The sequence below is a fragment of the Alteromonas sp. Mac1 genome, from assembly GCF_001562125.1.
GTDB lineage: Bacteria > Pseudomonadota > Gammaproteobacteria > Enterobacterales > Alteromonadaceae > Alteromonas > Alteromonas stellipolaris.
In genome coordinates, this window is record NZ_CP013932.1 from 3,534,953 (window position 1) to 3,555,315 (window position 20,363).

Consider the following 20,363-nt stretch of genomic DNA (forward strand, 5'->3'; position numbering starts at 1 on the left):
AGCCATTTAACACCCTATTATGCCCTTCCATGGGTATTACGTTAGCTATGTGTTTTTTACCGCTTAGTTGTACGATTGAACACTTGTAAAGCGGCTTCTGAACTTACATTCAACAACCATCAAGCTGCCTTGGCTAGATAAAGCTCAAGGCTGCTTATCACTGTTTTACCTCATTACTGGTAAATCAATGGATAAGCATGGAAATTTTTGCTGTTTCTCTGTCGGCGAACTCTATGGCATTTGCCACGTCATCTATATTCACACCACTATTATTGGCTATGTCTTCTAAAAAAAGTTCAATGTCACCGTCAGTTTTTTTATTTTGCTGCATGGTAGTAACCCTTGATGCTAATGCCAGTAGCGCAATATCGCTATCTGTTGCCTGTCTAGACATATCATTAGCGTGCATAACCGGATAATAGAGCACAAGAGGAAGCTTCCAATTTTCTAATATGGTACCGCTACAGTTTGAAAAGGTAAAACCAAAATGTTGAATTTGTCTTGCCCCGAGAAGCATATCGCTATCTTGCTCAATATAGCTTTTATAAAGCTCTGGCGAACGTTTAGCAATGACCAACTCACTGAGGTTTTGCAATATCCCCATAACGAAGAAACGCTCACTACCACGCATATTGCTGGCCTTAGCCAAATGTTTCGCCACCATTCCACAATAAACAGAGTTGAACCAATGTTTATCAAGGTTAATAAGCTGGGTATCAAAGTATTTAAAAGCGGTATTGGCGGTTTCTGCAACCACCAAATTATACAAAGCTTCACCACCAATGACATTGATGGCTTTTGAAACAGACTCTACTTGTGATGGAAACCGGAACAGTGAACTGTTTGCCAATCGCAGCACTTTGGCTGTTAATGACGAATCTAAACTGATTAAATCGCCAAGGTCGCTTGCACTTGAACGAGGGTTATCTAATACCGAGCGGATACGAATACATATATCTGGCAAGGTAAATGACTTTGTTGCAAACGACACATATTTATCTAAGGACATGCAAAGGTTCCACTTTTATCATCTGCATTAACAGCTATCGCGAGGTCAGTCTCACTGCTTATGCTTTATCAATTGTCTCGAAAGGCACATCAAACATATTTATTTGACTAGGCTCTCGTACTTCTATTGGTTTTTCATTTTGGCGACGGGCTCTACTTAGCGCCGCTTGCTTTCTTCGCTGACATGCCCCAATTATCTTTCGGCGAGTTCCATCATCAATCTTAAGCCAATACAGCCGCTCTTCTCGGCTGCGGTAACATCCTTTGCAATACCCTCGCACTCCAGACTCACAAACACCAATACAGGGACTTGGAATTTCAAAGAACTCCAATTGCTGTGCTGGCGGTGTTTGGTCTGTCATGTTTACCTGTATGCGCTTGCTAACACGCGTTTCGTTAAATTAAAAACACCCTCTTAATGCCACTAACGCATTGTTATTGGCAACCTAATCTGGCCACGTAATTTAAGATAGCTTTACATTACTCCAGTATATTTTGGGCAAACTCACCAAAATAGCAACTCTGTAATAATACATCAGTATTAATCTACTAGTGTATAGTCAATAGTCGAAACTACCCGAACCTGCTTAATATGGGGGTGATGATGGTCTCTGCTAGCGATTGAAAACCGCCCTTGATTAGCCCGTTTTATTTTCCCTAACGTACTTTTCGAGTCCTGCGCGAACTTTTCAGCAACCTCTCTGGCATTAACAGTGGCTTCCTCGATCATTGCCGGTTTTACTTCATTTAAACGCGTAAATACATAGTCGGGCTGTGCTTGATAGTGTTGATTCGTTAGCACAACACCAGACTTTAATAAGCTACTTATCTGGCTCATGACTACACGTACCTTTTCGACCTCGTTTGAAAATACGGTAATGGTTTGCACTGCGGTGTAACGAAATGGCGCTTTTTCTGTACCGCCATATTGCTGAGCTAGTTTATCGGTAATGTCTGGCTTACCAATGGTAATACCCTCTTTGGCAATCCCTTTGCTCTGTAAGAAGTTAGACACTTTCATGCTGTTTGTTTCTATCTGGTTGTAAAGCGCGGGTAAATCATTGCCTGCATCAACAAATTGAATAGGCCAAATCACTCGATCTGCCACGTACTCCCTTTCAGACAACCCTTTAACGGTAACTACCCTGTCCCAAGTTTGCATGTCGTTTAGCGCCGAAGACACCTGTTGACCCAATATGCCAAGCGCACTCACCATGCCTATTGCCACTACCACTGCTGCACCTATCTTCATAACTCTCGTTCCAGTTTTTATTGTTGATAGTGCTAGCTTACGTTCAGTTGGAGTCGAATTTAGGGATGAAAAAAGCCGAGATTGTTGATACTTAACGATACATAATGACCAATTGTGGCCGCAAAGAGGCTGGAGAAATGGATTAGCGTTTATTCCCATCAACTATCATTTTGCGCGCTCTCGCATCCGAATTTCGAATCATATCGTCAATCAAAGCTGTTTCGGGCATATTCTTCCAGTACTTTTTGGGCATTGAGCTTAACATTGCGCTCTTTTTGATGCGGGCGGGATTAAAAATATTAGCGTAATAAGTGAGCCAATATTTTTCGATACGGTCGTCATTAGGAAACACACTCGGATCGGGATTATCTTCTAAAACTAGCTTTTCAGTATCCCAATGGGCAGCCCGATAAGGCGTTAATATTGACCACCGCATATTTTTAAAACGAGTTTGGAAGAAGTCGAGCTTAATCTCTAAGCTAAAATGTTCCGGCTCATACCAAGCGATAAAGTGCTCTTGTCCGTCATGATTAACTTCTCGAAACCTCAAAAAAGCACTTATTTTATATGCATCGCGTTTTACCGCTTTGGCTAACGTAACAAGTTGCATGATATCTTCATCAGTTTTTAACTGAATAAGGTTTTTGTTTTCGAAAATAACACGCCATAACACCCGATAACACAATGCGAAGCGGCTAGCATCTTGGTGACACAACGCATATTTGATAAGCGTTAAGACTGACTTGGGAATGCTGTGTTTCGCTTTTGGCTTACTGGCTGCTATAACTTGTTCCCCACCGCCAAACAGGTCGTCTTGTATAGACTCTGAAGTTTGCCAAATAATATTTTCGGGGGGGATAGCTTGCGCCAAACATTCTCTTGCTGCTATGCGCCACTCATCGTACCCAGGCACTGAAATGATTGTAATGGTTTTCATCTTTATGCCATTTCAATTAGGCGCTAAATAGCTCGAACTGCTTCGGCTGTTTGAACTGTAACTCAAAATTATTGCTATCGAGTAAATGAATATTAGGCGAGTAGTCGCTCACGCTAATAAAAGGCTTCAGCTTTTGTAGAGGCAGGCGCATTTTAGTAAGATCCATCCAACTAAGCTTTGCATAACGGCGAATAGTCAGAATTTTTTGTACAGTGCGTGCACCAAGGCCTGGTACCCGTAACAACATCAGTTTGTCGGCTTTATTTAAATCGATTGGAAACACATGACGATTGCGCAATGCCCACGCAAGTTTAGGATCATGATCCATATCAAGCATGTCATCGTGCAATATTTCATCAAGCTTGAATCCATAAAAACGCAAAAGCCAATCAGCCTGATAAAGACGATGCTCGCGAATTAAAGGCGCTGGTTTTAGCGGTAAAACTTCTGATGCATCGGGTATTGGCGAGAATGCAGAGTAATAAACGCGACGTAGCTTTTGTTGGCTATAAAGTTTTACGCTCGTGCCCAAGATAACTTTATCATTAGAACCATCGGCCCCTATTATCATTTGAGTAGACTGCCCGCCAGGGGCAAAGCGAGGAGGACGTTTACCTGTATGGGTTTTATCTACCTTATGCTCAGCTATTTTCTCTTTCAGTGTATTCATCGCGTTATGAATAGCGCCGAGGTCTTTTTCGGGCGCGTACTTATTTAAAGAAGGTTGGGTTGGCATTTCTACATTAATGCTTAGTCTGTCGGCGTATAAGCCAGCTTCGGCCTGCAATTCAGGTGAGGCATTGGGAATTGTCTTAAGATGAATATACCCCTTGAACCCGTGATCCAGACGTAAAGATTTTGCAATACGCACCATACTTTCCATTGTAAGGTCTGGAGAACCCACAATGCCTGAACTAAGAAACAGACCTTCGATATAGTTACGCTTGTAAAAATTCAGTGTTAGGTCTACGGTTTCTTTCACAGTGAAACGGGCACGTTGAACACTACTCGATACTCTATTAATGCAATAGTGACAGTCGTAAATACAGTAGTTCGTCATTAGTATCTTTAACAAAGAGACACAGCGCCCATCAGGGGTAAAACTGTGACATATACCCGTACCACCGGTAAGAGAGCCTATGCCCGTTTTATCGGTTTTGCCAGCCTTTCGTTTACCTGCAGAACCGCTTGCACATGAAGCGTCATACTTGGCTGCATCTGAAAGAATTTCGAGTTTTTGTATCAGTTTGTCATGCATCGCAGATTTGTACTTTCTCTTAGCAAATACACAGCGTCAGTGGGTTCAGTAATAAATGATGAAAAAAGACGTGTGTATCGGCAATATCGTTTTCAGTATATAAAACGTTATATCATGTATAAATATACAGTACAAATGCATTTTGCTATCAACACTCTGCTACCAAAAAGCAGAGCGCAATAGGTTTGAGCCACTGCCCCCTTCTCCCTAAGGACTGGCATAAAAAAAGGCCACTTAAACAAGTGGCCTAAAGTGCCTCCAAAGTACGAGGAGGAGGCAACGCTTGGGTAAACGGGAGAGTTAACCGTTACGTTTCAACAAATAGTAAAATACAGGAGTAAGAATTAAGCCGAACACAGTTACCCCAATCATGCCTGAGAACACTGCTACGCCCATGGCTTGACGCATCTCTGCACCTGCGCCTGTAGAAAGTACCATAGGCAACACACCCATAATGAAGGCTATAGACGTCATTAGGATTGGGCGAAGACGCAACTTACTGGCCTCTTTAATGGCTGATAGTGCATCCATGCCGTTGTCTTGTAGCTCTTTGGCAAATTCCACAATAAGAATGGCGTTTTTAGTCGCCAGCCCCACCAGCACAATTAAGCCAATTTGGGTAAATATGTTGTTGTCACCACCATATATCACCACACCAATTAGTGCGCTTAGCAAGGTCATGGGGACAATCAATATAATGGCCAGCGGTAAGCGTAAACTTTCATACTGCGCTGCCAATACTAAGAACACCAAAAGCACCACCAGCGGGAAGATAAAGGCCGAGGCGTTGCCTGCCAATATTTGCTGATAAGTTAGCTCGGTCCATTCGTAGGTCATGCCTAACGGCAGGGTTTCATCAAGAATTTGCTCTATCGCTGCTTTAGCTTGATCTGAACTGTAACCCGGCGCCGGAGAGCCGTTAACTTCAGCGGTGACATAGCCGTTGTAATGCATCACTCGGTCTGGCCCTGCGCTGTGCTCAATATTAAGAAATGAACCTAGCGGGATCATATCGCCTTTATCGTTTCGCACTTTAAATTGGGTGATGTTTTCAACATCTTGACGATACTGAGCATCGGCCTGAACATTTACCTGATAGGTTTTGCCGAAAAGGTTAAAGTCGTTCACATACACCGAGCCCAAATACGCCTGCATGGTGTCAAACAAGGTACCTATGTTTACACCTTGGCTAACGGCTTTCTCGCGATCTACATCCACATTTAACTGAGGTACGTTAACCGTAAAACTGGTGAAGTTACCGGTTAGCGCAGGGTGTGCCCACGCTTTGCCAATCACTTCTTGGGTTACTTTTTCAAGTTCAGCAAAACCTAAGTTTCCTCTGTCTTGCACTTGTAGCCTGAAACCACCAATGGTGCCAAGGCCCATTACCGGTGGTGGCGGGAAGATAGCCACATAAGCACCTTTAATAGAGCCAAATTGCTGGTTCAATTGCATAGCAATTGCACCGGCTGAAAGCTCAGGGCTTTGACGCTCATTGAACGGTTTAAGCGGCGTAAACAACACACCCGAACTTGGGCTGTTGGTGAAGCCGTTTATGTTCAAACCTGGAAATGCCACTGCATCAGAAACACCAGGGTGTTCCATCGCAATACGCGACATTTCACGCACGACTTCCTCAGTTCTATCTAACGACGACGCATTAGGAAGCTGTGCAAATGCAATAAGATACTGCTTATCTTGAGGCGGTACATAACCAGTTGGCGTGTTAGCAAACTGGAAGTAGGTTAACCCTAGCAAACCAGCGTAAAGCACGACTACCACACCGCTTTTGCGAATAAGCCCACCTACAGCGCCAGTGTATTTTTTCGCACCGCGATCGAACATTTTATTAAATGGCGTAAATACAAAGCGCCCAAACACTTTATCCATACCTCGGCTTAGCCAATCTTTCGATTGCCCATGAGGCTTCAATAACAAGGCCGATAATGCAGGGCTTAAGGTTAACGAGTTAATTGCCGAGATGAAGGTAGAAATAGTAATGGTTAACGCAAACTGCTTATAGAACTGACCGGTTAAGCCGCTCATAAAGGCAGTAGGGATAAATACCGCAGCCAATACCAAGGTAGTGGCAATAATAGGCCCTGTTACCTCTTTCATTGCTTGCACGGTAGCATCGAATGGCGCTTTGCCGTCGGCAATATTCCGCTCAACGTTTTCCACCACCACGATGGCATCATCAACCACAATACCGATAGCCAGTACCAAGCCAAACAACGATAGCGCATTTAACGAGAAGCCCATCAATTGCATAAACGCAAAGGTACCTACCAATGAAATGGGAACCGCTACTAAAGGAATAATAGACGCGCGCCAGGTTTGTAAAAACAGTACTACTACTAATACAACCAATAGCACAGCTTCAAGTAACGTATTTACCACGGCTTCAATTGAGCCACGTACGAATACGGTAGGGTCGTAAACGATGTCGTATTCCAACCCTTCTGGAAACATCTTTTCAAGTTCTGCCATGCGAGCACGCACGTCGTCAGAGATTTGAATAGCGTTTGAGCCTGGGGCCTGAAATATAGGTAATGCAGCTGCTGGATTATTATTTAGTAATGAACGCAAGGTGTAATAATCGGCACCTAACTCAATTCGGGCTACGTCTTTTAACCGGGTAATTTGACCATTATCGCCCGTTTTGACGATGATATTTTCAAATTCACTTTCATCTTCAAGGCGACCGCGCACATTAATAAGTAGCTGAAACTCACTGGTGCCCGTTGGCTGTGCGCCTAGGCTACCTGCCGCTGCTTGTTGGTTTTGCTCGGAAATAGCCGCAACCACATCGCCTGGGTTCATTTGCAGTGAAGCTAACTTGTTTGGATCTAGCCAAACACGCATGCTGTATTCACCAGCGCCAAATAAACGAACTTGCCCTACCCCTTCAACTCGCGCGAGCTCATCTTTTACGAATTGGTCGGCATAGTTCGACAAATAAAGCATGTCGTAACGTTTATCAGGTGAGGTTAAATGCACCACCATGGTTAAATCTGGTGATGATTTTTCGGTAACAATACCTAAGCGCTGTACTTCCTGTGGCAATCGCGGTGTCGCACGGTTAACACGGTTTTGAACCAGCGTAGTAGCATCATCAGGATCGGTACCAATAGCGAACGTGATGGTAAGCGTCATACGGCCATCAGATGTGGCCTGTGAAGACATATAAATCATGTCTTCCACGCCATTAATCTCTTGCTCTAAGGGCGTAGCAACGGTTTCGGCAATAACTTTGGGGTTAGCGCCAGGATAGTTAGCCGTTACCACTACCGTAGGCGGCACCACTTCTGGGTATTCTGTTATAGGTAGCTGCCAAACAGCTATCGCACCACCAATGAAAATGAGCAGGCTTAGTACACCTGCAAAAATTGGGCGGCGAATGAAAAATTGCGAAAAATTCATTAATTAATTCCAGTGCCAGCTACGCTACTTGTAATAGCGTCTGCGTTAGCCAAATTTGTTACGTTATCTACACGAGACTGCCAGTTTTGCAGGCTTGCTAGTGCTTCTTTATCACCCATATCAACGTGGTTTGGCGCAACAACAGCACCTGGGCGTACGCGCTGCAGACCATCTACTACAATGGTATCGCCTGCCACTAAGCCACTTTGAATAATGCGCATGCTGCCTACTTTGTCACCCAAGGTAACGGCTCGGTATTCCACTTTATTTTCGCCGTTTACCACCAACACAAATTTGTTGTTAAGGTCGGTACCAATGGCTTTTTCTTTAATTAAAATGCCTTGTTCGTTGGTATCACCCGCAAGTTTTAGATGGGTAAATAATCCCGGCATTAAACGACCATTTTCATTGTTGAAAACCGCGCGAACACGAAGGGTTCCGGTATTGCCATTAACTTGGTTATCTACGAAGTCGATTTGTCCCCAATGGCCATAATCTTGCTCATTGGCAAGACGCATAGCCACGGCTTGGTCGTTAACCGCTGAGTCGGCTTTATCATCACTGCTCACGTAATTTAGGTACGTTTGCTCATCAATATCGAAGTAAGCGTAAAGCTGATGGGTAGATACAATGCTGGTGAGCTCAGACTGCCCTGCCGTTACATAGTTGCCTGCAGTTATATTTGCGCGAGAAACACGGCCAGAAATAGGCGCTTCCACACGGGCAAAACCGCGGTTCAAACGGGCAACTTCTAACGCCGCTTTTGTTTGGTTAATGCTAGCAAAAGCTTGATTCTTACCCGCTAAACGCTCATCTAGCACTTCTTGCGAAACCGCTTGGGTTTTTCGAAGCTTTACGACTCTGTCGTAGCTTTGCACTGATAAATCGTAACGGCTTTTTGCTTCTTCAAGTTGCGCGGTTAAACGCTCAACTTCTGCTTTAAAAGCGCGGTTATCAATAAGGAACAAGGTTTCGCCCTGCTCTACATATTCGCCTTCCTCAAACGCTACAAATTCAATGTAGCCTGAGACACGTGGGCGAAGGGATACGGTTTGCGGCGCTTCTAAACGGCCAGTAAAGCTGTCCCATTCGGTTAAACGCTGCGAGACCACTGGCGCAACATCTACAGGAATGCCCACATTCGCATGCATTTGCTGGCCAGGATCCGTATCGTCGCTACCACATGCGGCGACAAGTGCTGTTAGGCTTAGAATTGCCAAAAATCGAGTTAAAGTCGTCATTGCAAGAGTCTCTAAAAGTGTGAAGGCGTGCATTATGCACATGGCAATACAATAAAAATAATTATATTTTCGTATGCAACACATCATAAAATGATATATATTGAGAAGTATGAAATTTAGGCTATTTCGCTCAAGGTGTTACCTGTAATTTGGCAGCACAACATGAAGCAAATAAATGTGGTGATAATACTTAAACGCGCTGTTTAGCGATAAACTCACGTGATAAAAAGCGACGGATTCACACGTGTTTATGCAGTATTTCCTCTGCTCGGCCTAGTATACTGGTACAGAACTAATTTACGAATAACCGGAGAGACTGATGCGTCCACATGATTTAAATTTATTGATGATATTTGATGCCATCATGACAGAGGGCGCGATTACCCGAGCTGCTGATAGATTGTCGATGACCCAACCAGCTGTCTCGAACGCCCTTTCTCGCATGCGTACCGCGTGGAAAGACGAGTTATTCGTAAAGGATGGGCGTGGTATTCAACCTACGTCATTTGCCACCAACTTGTGGAGCCAAATTCAAGGCCCATTAGGACAACTTGAAGTTGCCGTCAGCCCGGCGGAATTTGACCCTGCCACGGCCAAGCGAACCTTTCGTATATCGGCCACCGATAGCATTGTTGCTATGGTGTGGGGGCCGCTTCGCAAGGTAATTGAAAATGAAGCTCCAGGCATTAATATTCACGCTATTCCCAGTTACGATTTAGGCACTGATAAGGTTTTAAAAGACGCAGAGGCTGAACTGACCTTTTCTAAATATCATCAACCCGATGCGGTAATACGCACCGAGCACGTTTTAGACCCTAGTTGGGTAGTGGTGATGCGCCCCGATCACCCACTAGCAAAAGCGCAGCTTACCTTGGAAGACTTTATTGCCGCAGATCACTTATTGGTGTCGGTAACAGGCGATGTTACCGGCCCTACCGATCAAGTATTAGCTAACATGGGGTTAAAACGCCGTATTGCTATGTCGGTCAATCAGTTCTACAACGCCACGCCGCTGCTAAAAGAAAGCAACTTAATATGTGTTGCACCATCACTGGTCGTTGAGAAGGAGATTTTCTCTGGTGAGCTCGCAGTATTTGAAACGCCGATTGAAATAAAAAGCTTGCCAATGTCGGTAATGTGGCACAAACGCCAAGACTTAGATGCAGGGTTACAATGGTTGCGTAAGCTTGTCGTGAAGTTTATTCGCGAACGTGTTGAGCGACATGAAATGCTACTTTCTCAATGTTGCCGTAAAGCCTACTGCGCTGATACCGTTAAGCGATTCTTGGCGCAGCGTAATATGGACAACAGCGACTTTTCACCAGCGCATATTAAGCACGACGAAACGTTGGATGCTGCTGAAACAGCAGATATTGTGGACTTAGATAAAGCCGTGAATGATGCGAAGGGAAAAGTAACCGCATAGTGTTTTGATAAGCCCTCTTCGTACCTTTTGGCGTTAAAACCCAGCGGTGCCTCTTGGCGATAAGCCCCAGCGATGTCTCTTAGCGAAAGGCCTAGGTGGTGCCATTTGGCAATAGGCCACTATTTCCCCTGTGATAGGCAGCTTTTCACCTACCTAGCATTACTTGTATTTACACCCTTTACTGGCAAGCCACGCTAATCCATCTTTTTCATCAACACAAAAGAAATAGTCGATATCTGCTGCCAAATACACCCGCTCAAACTGACTTTGCACCAGCGCTGGAATGTCAGCGTTGGTAACAACTAGAGCGCAGGCTGACATACCGTATATTTTGCGAAGTTTAATTGAGTCTATCAGGATAGTTTCTGCTGCAGGGGTTAAAATACCCGTGCCAAGAACAAAGCCAAGAAAGCCCCACTTTTGCCCATTGAGGCTAATAACTATATCTTTAACGTCTTCGTGATATTGCTTTAAAATCTCTTCATTAACCACGCCTCGTCCGTCTACTCGTAGCACACTACCTATGAGCTCAATATCATATTCGGCGTGTTTAGTTTCTGCATGAGAGGTGTGTTTTCCAATAGTATGAATGTTGCTCGGAACCATTTTGTCTCGTTTAAAACTAACTGCTAATTACCTGCTCTAATAATAGGCGCTACATTCGCATTACGCCAAGTTAGCTTCGCTAAAAATAAAAAAACCCGCCATCTGGCGGGTTTTTGCGTTAACTATTAAGCTAACTTACTTCTTTTTCTTTGCCTTAGCGTTAGGCAAATCGGTAATACTACCTTCGAAGATTTCTGACGCTAGGCCGATTGACTCGTTTAGCGTTGGGTGAGCGTGAATAGTTAATGCAACATCTTCAGCGTCTGCGCCCATTTCAACAGCAAGACCAATTTCGCCAAGCATTTCGCCTGCGTTAGTACCTACCATTGCGCCACCAAGTACACGACCGGTGTCTTTTTCGAAAATCATTTTAGTCATACCGTTAGTTGCATCAGAGGCAATAGCGCGACCTGAAGCAGCCCATGGGAATACGGCTGTTTCGTAGCTTAAACCTTGCTCTTTTGCTTCTTTCTCGGTAACACCAACCCAGGCAACTTCCGGCTCAGTATAGGCTACTGAAGGAATACCACGTGGGTCGAAGTAGTGTTTTTGTCCGGCAATAACTTCAGCAGCAACATGACCTTCGTGAACCGCTTTATGCGCAAGCATAGGTTGGCCAACTAAGTCGCCGATAGCGAAGATGTGTTCAACGTTAGTACGCATTTGCTTATCAACGTTAATAAAGCCACGGTCGTCAACGTTAACACCAGCAGTGTCTGCGCCAACCATTTTACCGTTTGGACGACGTCCAACAGCAACTAATACTTTGTCGTAGCGTACTTGCTCTGAAGGTGCATTTTTACCTTCAAATGTTACATACAAGCCGTCTTCTTTTGCTTCAACCGCAGTTACTTTGGTTTCAAGCATGATGTTGAATTTTTCTTTATAGTCTTTCATAAAGACTTTCATGATGTCTTTATCAGCAGCTGGAATAAGCTGATCTAAAAATTCAACAACATCGATTTTTGAACCTAGTGCTTCGTACACTGTACCCATTTCTAGGCCAATGATACCGCCACCAAGTACTAGCATTTTCTCTGGAATATCTTTCATTTCCAAAGCGCCAGTAGAATCGATGATACGATCGTCTTCTGGAATAAACGGCAAGCTTACTGGCTCAGAACCCGCAGCAATAATCGCTTTTTCAAACGTAATAGTAGTAACGTCGTCACCATTTTTTACTTCAAGGGTATTAGCGCCAGTAAATTTACCGTAACCTTTAACGTGCTTGGTTTTACGCATTTTAGACATGCCGCCAAGACCGTTTGTTAGCTGTTTAACAACGCTGTCTTTGTATTCACGAATTTTATCTAGGTCGATTTTTGGCTCACCAAAAGTCACACCATGGCTAGCCAAGTGCTTCGCTTCTTTCATTACTTTCGCTACGTGAAGTAATGCTTTTGAAGGAATACAACCAACGTTAAGGCATACGCCGCCTAGCACTTCACGTGAATCAACAATAACGGTCTCGATGCCTAAATCGGCAGCACGGAATGCCGCAGAGTAACCGCCAGGGCCGCCGCCCAGTACCACTAATTGCGTTTTAATTTCGCTCATTGTGAACCTCAATCCTATTTTTTGTTATCTATCACCTTGTGCGTGATAGCATAACCTAAATACTGCCCCATGGGCTTATAAAATCACCGAGAATGTTAATGATATAACAAACATTCTCGTATTTTGATTTAAAGTATAATTCTACGCAAGTCAGTCAAGTTTGCCGCCACTTCTGTGGAGAACCTTGCACCTACTGCACCATCAATAACCCGATGGTCGTATGACAAGCTTAATGGAACCATAAGACGAGGTTCAAACTCGCTACCATTCCACTTCGGTTTCATATCAGACTTAGACACACCTAAGATAGCAACCTCAGGGGCGTTAACAATTGGCGTAAACGCTGTTCCACCTATGCCGCCTAAGCTAGAAATAGTGAATGTGCCGCCTTGCATGTCTGAAGACTTCAGTTTTCCGTCACGGGCTTTCTTCGATGTCTCAATCAGTTCTTGAGACAGCTGCTCAATACCTTTCTTGTTCACATCTTTGATAACGGGAACTACCAAACCACCAGGCGTTTCCACCGCAATACCGATGTTGATGAATTTCTTGATAATCAAGCTTTCACCGTCATCAGAAAGAGAAGAGTTAAATACTTCGTATTTCTCTAACGCTTTAGCAACTGCTTTCATGACGAATACAAGTGGCGTAATTTTAAGGCCAGACTTAATTTTCGCATGGTACGCATTTTGTTCCTTACGGAACGCTTCTACGTCGGTGATATCAGCCTCATCAAACTGTGTTACATGAGGGATAGTCGCCCAGTTGCGGTGTAAGAATGGACCAGAAATCTTCTGAATACGCGAAAGCTTAACTTCTTCAACTTCACCAAACTTGCTGTGGTCAATAGGTTTAACCGGCACAATTTGAAGTACGTTATCGCCTGCTGGCGCAGCTACACTGCTTGCGCTGCCTTTAGGCTTAGCAAGCTCTGCTTTCACATAAGCCTGAACGTCTTCTTTTAGAATACGATTCTTAGGACCCGAGCCACTAACAAGGGTAAGGTCTACACCGAACTCTCTGGCTACACGACGTACAGAAGGAGAAGCATGTGCTTTGCCATTGCCTTTAGGCGCTGGCGCTTCTTGTGCTGGTACAGGTGACTTATTTTGCGCTGTTGGTTTTTCAGCCGCTTTTGGTTCCTCAGGCGCAGATTCCACTTTCTTCGGCGCAGGGGCATCGCTACTTGCTGAACCGCCATTTCCGGCAGTTTCTAGCTTAATAACTAACGTACCTTGCTTAACTTTGTCACCGGCTTTAATGAAGACTTCTTTTACTGTACCTGCATGGGTAGAAGGCACATCCATTGTGGCTTTATCAGTTTCAAGGGTAATAAGACCATCTTCTTTCTCAATGGTGTCACCTACAGAAACTAATACATCGATAACGTCTACTTCGCCGTCTTCACCAATATCAGGTACTTCAACTTCTACTACACCACCGGCTGATTTCTCTGAATCTGACGACTGGGCAGATGAATCAGCCGCAGGTGCCGCTTTTTCAGAACTTGATTCAGCAGGCGCATCGCTGCTTGCCGTTTCACCACTTCCAGCGGTTTCTAGTTTAATAACTAGCGTACCTTCTTTCACTTTATCGCCAGTACTGATGAACACTTCTTTCACCGTACCTGCGTGAGTAGAAGGCACATCCATAGTCGCTTTGTCGGTTTCTAGCGTAATAAGCCCATCTTCTTTCTCGATGGTATCGCCTACTGAAACCAATACATCAATAACGTCTACTTCGCCATCGTCACCAATATCAGGAACCGCAACTTCTATCACTTCACCGCCACCAGATGATGCTGGTGCCGCTTCGGGCTTACTTTCTTCTTTTGGTGCTTCTTTTGACGCTTCTGGCGCAGGCGCTTCTTGAGCTGGCTCTTCTTTCTCTTCAGAAGAAGCTTCTTCGCCACCTGCTTTTTTCATTTCACCGATAACATCGCCTTCTTTTATCTTGTCGCCAACAGCAACAGATAAGCTAACGATCTCACCTTCAAATGGTGCAGGAATGTCCATAGAGGCTTTGTCACTTTCAACGGTAACAACGCCTTCATCTGCATCAATGGTGTCGCCTACGGCAACACATAGCTCGATAACTTCAACTTCGTCACCGCCTACATCGGGTACGATAATCTTTTGAATATCTGACATATGTAAAATACCTTATCTGCCTGCGGCTACGCGTAAAGTGGGTTTAGTTTTTCAACGTTAATATCAAAACGTTTAATCGCTTCGGCAACATCTTTCTTATCGAACTCACCGCGTTGCGCCAATTCGTACAATGAAGCTACTACAATGTATGCAGCGTTAACTTCAAAGTGAGTACGCAAGTTTTCACGGCTATCACTTCTACCAAAGCCATCAGTACCTAGGCAGCGGTAATCAGTATCGATAAATGCACGAACCTGATCAGAGTAGTTCTTCACGTAGTCGGTCGCCGAAATAGCAGGACCTGCATCTTTCGTGATTACCTGACCAATGTAAGCTGTTTTCTGATCGGCTTCTGGGTTCAACATGTTCCAGCGCGCCACTTCTTGACCTTCGCGAGCCAATTCGTTGAACGAGGTAACCGAGTAAACGTCTGAAGAAACATTGTAATCGTCACAAAGAATCTGTGCCGCTTTACGTACTTCATTCAAGATAGTACCCGAGCCCATTAACTGTACATTGGTCTTGGTCTTCTTGTTTTCAACGCGTTCAAGCTTATAAATACCTTTAATGATTTGATCTGCTACGTCATCACCTTCAGGCATAGCTGGGTGTTGGTAGTTCTCGTTCATCAATGTTAGGTAATAGAAAACGTTTTCGTTGTTGCCATACATGCGGCGTAAACCGTCTTGTACGATAACAGCCACTTCGTATCCGTAAGTTGGATCGTAAGTTACACAGTTCGGGATAAGGTTCGCTTGAACATGTGAATGACCATCTTGGTGCTGTAGACCTTCACCGTTCAATGTTGTTCTACCTGCAGTAGCACCTAACAAGAAGCCTCTTGCTTGGCTATCGCCAGCTGCCCACGCTAAGTCGCCAACACGTTGGAAACCAAACATTGAGTAGTAAATGTAGAACGGAATAGTCGTGGCGTTACAGGTTGAGTAAGATGTACCTGCTGCTACCCACGATGCCATTGCACCTAATTCGTTAATACCTTCCTGCAATACTTGGCCTTTTTTATCTTCACGATAGTAAGCCACTTGGTCTGCATCTTGTGGAACGTACTTTTGGCCTTCGTTAGCATAAATGCCCACTTGGCGGAAAAGTCCTTCCATACCGAATGTACGTGCTTCATCAGGAATAATTGGCACAATACGCTTACCAATTTTCTTGTCTTTCAACAACGCATTAAGTACGCGAACAAAGGTCATAGTAGACGATACTGAACGATCGCCTGAGCCTTTTAAGATTGCATCGAAAGCTTTTAATTCAGGTACTTCAAGTTGTTCTTCAGCTTGTTCTCTACGAGAAGGTAAGTAACCGCCTAAAGACTCACGACGCTCGCGCAAGTACTTCATTTCTTCACTGTCTTCAGGGAACTTGAAGTAAGGTAGCTCTTCAATCTTCTCATCAGCGATTGGAATGTTGAAACGATCACGGAACACTTTAAGTGAATCAACGTCCATTTTCTTCACGTTATGCGCAATGTTCAAGGCTTCACCAGAAGCACCTAAACCAAAGCCTTTAACTGTTTTAGCAAGAATAACCGTTGGACGACCTTTGGTCTCTTTCGCTTTTTGATAAGCAGCAAAGACTTTAACTGGATCGTGTCCACCACGGTTCAAGCGCCAGATGTCATCATCAGACATGTTCGCTACAAGTGCAGCCGTTTCTGGGTACTTGTTGAAGAAGTTTTCGCGAGTGTATTTACCACCCTTCGCCTTACAGTTCTGGTACTCACCGTCTACGGTTTCGCCCATTAACTGAATAAGTTTGCCTGATTTATCACGGGCAAGAAGCTCATCCCAGTAACTGCCCCAAATAACTTTAACCACTTCCCAGCCTGCGCCGCGGAATGTGCCTTCAAGTTCTTGGATAATTTTGCCGTTACCACGTACCGGGCCGTCTAGGCGCTGTAGGTTACAGTTGATAACGAAAGTTAAGTTATCTAGGCCTTCGCGTGAGGCAAGACCAATAGCACCTAATGATTCTGGCTCATCACACTCGCCGTCACCCATGTAGCAGTATACGCGCTGTTCAGAACAGTCTTTGATACCACGATTAGTAAGGTACTTAAGGAAACGAGCAGTATAGATGGCTTGAAGTGGACCTAAGCCCATCGATACTGTTGGGAACTGCCAGTAATCTTTCATCAAGTGAGGGTGTGGGTATGAAGATAAGCCTTCACCAGCACATTCTTGACGGAAGTTGTTTAGCTGTTCTTCAGAAAGGTTACCCTCAATGAAAGAACGGGCATAAATACCTGGAGAGATATGGCCTTGAGCAAAAATAAAGTCGCCGCCAGCATTTTCTGTAGGCGCTTTAAAGAAGTGGTTAAAACCAACATCGTATAGCATGGCAGATGACGCAAAACTACCAATGTGACCACCAAGCTCTAAGTCTTTCTTAGAAGCACGTAATACAATCATCAATGCATTCCAACGAATGGCTGCACGAATACGTGCTTCAATCGTTAGGTCGCCAGGCATTTTTGGCTCTTGCGCTGAAGGAATTGTATTGATGTACGCTGTGGTGGCGTCGTACGGTAAGTGCGCTCCGCTACGACGAGCCTTATCAATCAGTTTCTCGAGTAGATAATGGGCGCGTTCTACACCTTCCTCTTCCAAAACAGATTCAAGAGCGTCAATCCACTCTTTAGTTTCTTGAGGATCCACATCTTGGTGCATCATATCAGTCATGGTGCCATCCTATTTTTGCTTTATATATAGAGAATTCTTCCTTCGACCTAATTATCGAAAGAAGAATGACCAAATTACGTTGTACTCGCTGTGACCCTTAATGGCTCACCTGTGCTTTTTGCCTATTGCAGTAGCTAAAATTCTCTTTAAGCCTCTGCTTATATAATCACGCCTCATAAAACTGGGTAAACAAGAAGGCGTGTTAAATTTCCAATCGTCGTAACGCGCGTTGTACACGAGTGTCACGCTGATTAATGGTTAATAATGTCTTTTCAATGAACGCAAGGTGCGTATTACACGCTTGACGTGCCGCTTCTGGATCCCGTGCGGCGATAGCCTCAACTATTTCTCGTCTTTGACGAGCAATATCGGCCACTGCATCGGGGTGAGTCGCTAACATATCAAAGTTACGTTCAATGTTTTCCACCAGCATACTCTGCATGGTGCTCATTACATGTAAAAGCACCATATTATGAGATGCTCTTGCCATAATGATGTAGAACTTACCTAGCGCTTCAGCTTGTTCCCGCTTACTTTCTTCGGGTGCTGGCGTGGGTAGTTCATTAAGCGCATTTTTTAGTGCTTCATAATCTTCAGGTTGCCCACGAAGCGCTGCGTAATACGCCGCCATACCTTCTAAGGCATGACGAAACTCAAGTAAATCAAACTGAGTTTCAGGCCGTTTACTCACCAGCGCCATCAACGGATCTTTCATGGCTGAGTTAAGGTTGCGATTCACAAACGTGCCGCCCCCTTGCTTGCGCTCAACCAATCCACGCGCCTGGAGATTACCAATGGCTTCTCGTAACGAAGGACGCGATACCTCAAATTGAATCGCAAGTTCACGCTCTGGTGGCAATTTCTGACCTGCCAATAAGCTCCCATCCAAAATCATGGATTCAAGCTGCTCGGTGATAACATCGGCAAGTTTTTTTCGCTGCTGACGCATGCGTGACTATATTCCTTCGTTTACTTGAGTATGCGACTATTTTGTAAACAAGTAAGGTTTACAGTCACAATTGGTAATACCATTTTACCTATACAGTTTAAGATAGATTGAAACCGAGGTAAATACTCTCAAGCATAGCAAACTTGTAAGGAGTTGCTTGTTGTTAAGCTTTATTGTTGAATTTGTTGCAAAAATTTAGCAAACCCACACTGGTCTGATGAGGTGAGGTAGCCAGCATATAAGACGTGAAATGCCTGATCTATAAATGAAAAATTTATAGACCAGGATAGAATGGTAATACGTTTGTTAATGGGAATAGTTAGGCAAGGGTGCCAATAACGGTAAGCGCAGAGGTAATTACAAGCAGAAAAATAACATTACGTTTTGCTAACTTGACTAACACTTTAGGCTCTACAGCCGCGTTTTCTGATTGAGCTTCATACTCTTCGGGCGTTAACATCTCGGCTTTCGACGATACTTGTGTAAGCAAGTCATAGGCAGAGACATTCAATGAAAAGGCGTGTTTCAGCCATTCAGGCAATGCACGAGAAAAATGCCCCATCATGAGCATACCGAAAGCAGTAATCCGTACCGGAATGAAATCAAGTGCGTACATTAGTTTTCCCGCCGACATAGACAACGGATGTTGAGATGCACAGAAGCGCTCGGTAGCACTTCTACTAAAACAGTAAAATACGGCGCCCGGTGCACCAAATGCAATAAACCATAGCATGACTGCTGCATAATGCTGATAATTCAACCAAGTAAGATGTTGCCCGAAACTCTTCCCTTCAGCCAACGCTGTACCATCACTAGCCCGTTCACTTCCACAATGTCCTAATTCGTCTGTGTACATACTGCAAGCTTGCAAATCGCCACGGTCTGCAGCATTTAAAAAGCATTTATAAGTGGCCCGCAATACGGGGCAGCCTATACATAGAAACAGAATCACACTTTGTTCTATAAAGGTAAGAAAAGCGCCGAACAGCCAGTGTTCAATTAGCCCTATTATTAATGCTGGCAGTAACATGTATAAATAGAAGGCTACGGATGACGTGCCTTCTTCTAGCCATTTTCGCTCGTAAAGCCAGTTTTGATAGGCAACTGCATAACGCTCGATGTGCCATACCGGTGTCTTAGTGATAAGCCTTTCAAGACTTAAAACCAACAGTAAACTCATTAGTATCATGTTTATTCCCTACCGTAGAAATGCTGAATTATGGGGTAATGGACAGGCGGTTAAACGCCCTATTTACCTTTTCTGTTTATGATGTTTCTTAAGGTGTTGGTTAAATCGAGTGACTGTCTGTAGCGTGGCCAATCGAACGCAACACCCGGATCGGTTTTTCGCCCTGGCGCAATATCATTATGGCCTACTATACGCCCTAACGAAATTTGCGGGTATTGTTGCAATATAAACTTACTCAACTTCGAAAGTTGTTCATATTGGGCATCTGTGTAAGGTAGCGTATCGGTGCCTTCTAATTCGATACCAATGGTAAAGTCGTTACAACGAGAGCGCCCCTGAAATGTCGAGAACCCTGCATGCCACGCCCGCTTATTAAAGGGCACGAACTGCTCTACTTCGCCAGTACGGTAAATAACACAATGAGCAGACACTCTAATACCTGCTATTTCTTTATAAAACGGGTGTTCATTTGGGTTTAATGTACCCGTAAACAATTCGCGAATACCTGATGTACCGAACTGTGAGGGTGGCAACGAAATATTGTGGATAACCAACACACTCACGTCGGTTTCGTCGGCCCGTTCATCATAATGGGGGCAATCAATTTGCGTCGCGGGCTCGTATAACACCATATAATTTGAAAATTCGTTGCGTTGTTTTCATTA

At 44.3% G+C, this 20,363-nt stretch carries 15 protein-coding genes; 1 reads left to right on the plus strand and 14 read right to left on the minus strand.

Translation table 11 applies throughout. The features are described from left to right. Window positions 1-184: 184 nt before the first annotated feature. From AV939_RS15140 to AV939_RS15170, 7 genes are all read right to left on the minus strand, one after another. Window positions 185-1,009, minus strand: coding sequence for an HDOD domain-containing protein (locus tag AV939_RS15140; protein ID WP_057790010.1), 825 nt, complete (start codon window positions 1,007-1,009; stop codon window positions 185-187). 58 nt (window positions 1,010-1,067) lie between these two features. Continuing rightward, window positions 1,068-1,370, minus strand: a complete 303-nt coding sequence (locus tag AV939_RS15145) for a DUF1289 domain-containing protein (RefSeq protein ID WP_057790008.1) — start codon at window positions 1,368-1,370, stop codon at window positions 1,068-1,070. Window positions 1,371-1,549: 179 nt separating this feature from the next. Then, complete coding sequence (locus tag AV939_RS15150; protein WP_057790006.1) at window positions 1,550-2,260, minus strand: SIMPL domain-containing protein; 711 nt, start codon at window positions 2,258-2,260, stop codon at window positions 1,550-1,552. A 142-nt stretch (window positions 2,261-2,402) separates the two neighbouring features. Beyond that, window positions 2,403-3,197, minus strand: a complete 795-nt coding sequence (locus AV939_RS15155) for a TIGR03915 family putative DNA repair protein (RefSeq protein WP_057790004.1) — start codon at window positions 3,195-3,197, stop codon at window positions 2,403-2,405. Between the two features lie 16 nt (window positions 3,198-3,213). Further along, window positions 3,214-4,455, minus strand: a complete 1,242-nt coding sequence (locus tag AV939_RS15160; protein WP_057790002.1) for a putative DNA modification/repair radical SAM protein — start codon at window positions 4,453-4,455, stop codon at window positions 3,214-3,216. A 300-nt stretch (window positions 4,456-4,755) separates the two neighbouring features. Beyond that, window positions 4,756-7,878, minus strand: coding sequence for an efflux RND transporter permease subunit (locus AV939_RS15165; protein WP_057790000.1), 3,123 nt, complete (start codon window positions 7,876-7,878; stop codon window positions 4,756-4,758). Beyond that, window positions 7,878-9,119, minus strand: coding sequence for an efflux RND transporter periplasmic adaptor subunit (locus tag AV939_RS15170; protein ID WP_057789997.1), 1,242 nt, complete (start codon window positions 9,117-9,119; stop codon window positions 7,878-7,880). Before AV939_RS15170 ends, AV939_RS15165 begins: the two co-directional genes overlap by 1 nt. A 319-nt stretch (window positions 9,120-9,438) precedes the next feature. On the opposite strand from AV939_RS15170, the gene AV939_RS15175 reads away from it, so the two are divergent. Further along, a complete protein-coding gene (locus tag AV939_RS15175) occupies window positions 9,439-10,545 on the plus strand; it encodes a LysR family transcriptional regulator (protein WP_057789995.1) in 1,107 nt (368 codons plus the stop codon). A 159-nt stretch (window positions 10,546-10,704) separates the two neighbouring features. Here the strand turns inward: AV939_RS15175 and AV939_RS20410 are convergent, their stop codons facing one another. From AV939_RS20410 to ampD, 7 genes are all read right to left on the minus strand, one after another. Beyond that, window positions 10,705-11,151, minus strand: a complete 447-nt coding sequence (locus AV939_RS20410) for a hypothetical protein (protein ID WP_231701224.1) — start codon at window positions 11,149-11,151, stop codon at window positions 10,705-10,707. A 135-nt stretch (window positions 11,152-11,286) separates the two neighbouring features. Then, window positions 11,287-12,708 (minus strand): dihydrolipoyl dehydrogenase, encoded by a 1,422-nt coding sequence (gene lpdA / locus AV939_RS15185; RefSeq protein ID WP_057789993.1) that lies wholly within the window; start codon window positions 12,706-12,708, stop codon window positions 11,287-11,289. A 128-nt stretch (window positions 12,709-12,836) separates the two neighbouring features. After that, window positions 12,837-14,858, minus strand: a complete 2,022-nt coding sequence (aceF, locus tag AV939_RS15190) for a pyruvate dehydrogenase complex dihydrolipoyllysine-residue acetyltransferase (RefSeq protein ID WP_057789991.1) — start codon at window positions 14,856-14,858, stop codon at window positions 12,837-12,839. 26 nt (window positions 14,859-14,884) lie between these two features. After that, window positions 14,885-17,560: a pyruvate dehydrogenase (acetyl-transferring), homodimeric type gene (aceE, locus tag AV939_RS15195; RefSeq protein ID WP_057789989.1), complete on the minus strand. Its 2,676-nt coding sequence runs from the start codon at window positions 17,558-17,560 to the stop codon at window positions 14,885-14,887. A gap of 202 nt (window positions 17,561-17,762) precedes the next feature. Beyond that, window positions 17,763-18,509: an FCD domain-containing protein gene (locus tag AV939_RS15200; protein WP_057789987.1), complete on the minus strand. Its 747-nt coding sequence runs from the start codon at window positions 18,507-18,509 to the stop codon at window positions 17,763-17,765. Window positions 18,510-18,828: 319 nt separating this feature from the next. Continuing rightward, the gene (ampE, locus tag AV939_RS15205; RefSeq protein ID WP_057789984.1) at window positions 18,829-19,698 is read right to left on the minus strand and encodes a beta-lactamase regulator AmpE; all 870 of its coding nucleotides are present in this window, start codon (window positions 19,696-19,698) and stop codon (window positions 18,829-18,831) included. 59 nt (window positions 19,699-19,757) lie between these two features. Continuing rightward, entirely contained in the window at window positions 19,758-20,330 is a 573-nt protein-coding gene (ampD, locus tag AV939_RS15210) for a 1,6-anhydro-N-acetylmuramyl-L-alanine amidase AmpD (RefSeq protein WP_057789982.1), read from the minus strand. Window positions 20,331-20,363: the final 33 nt, after the last annotated feature.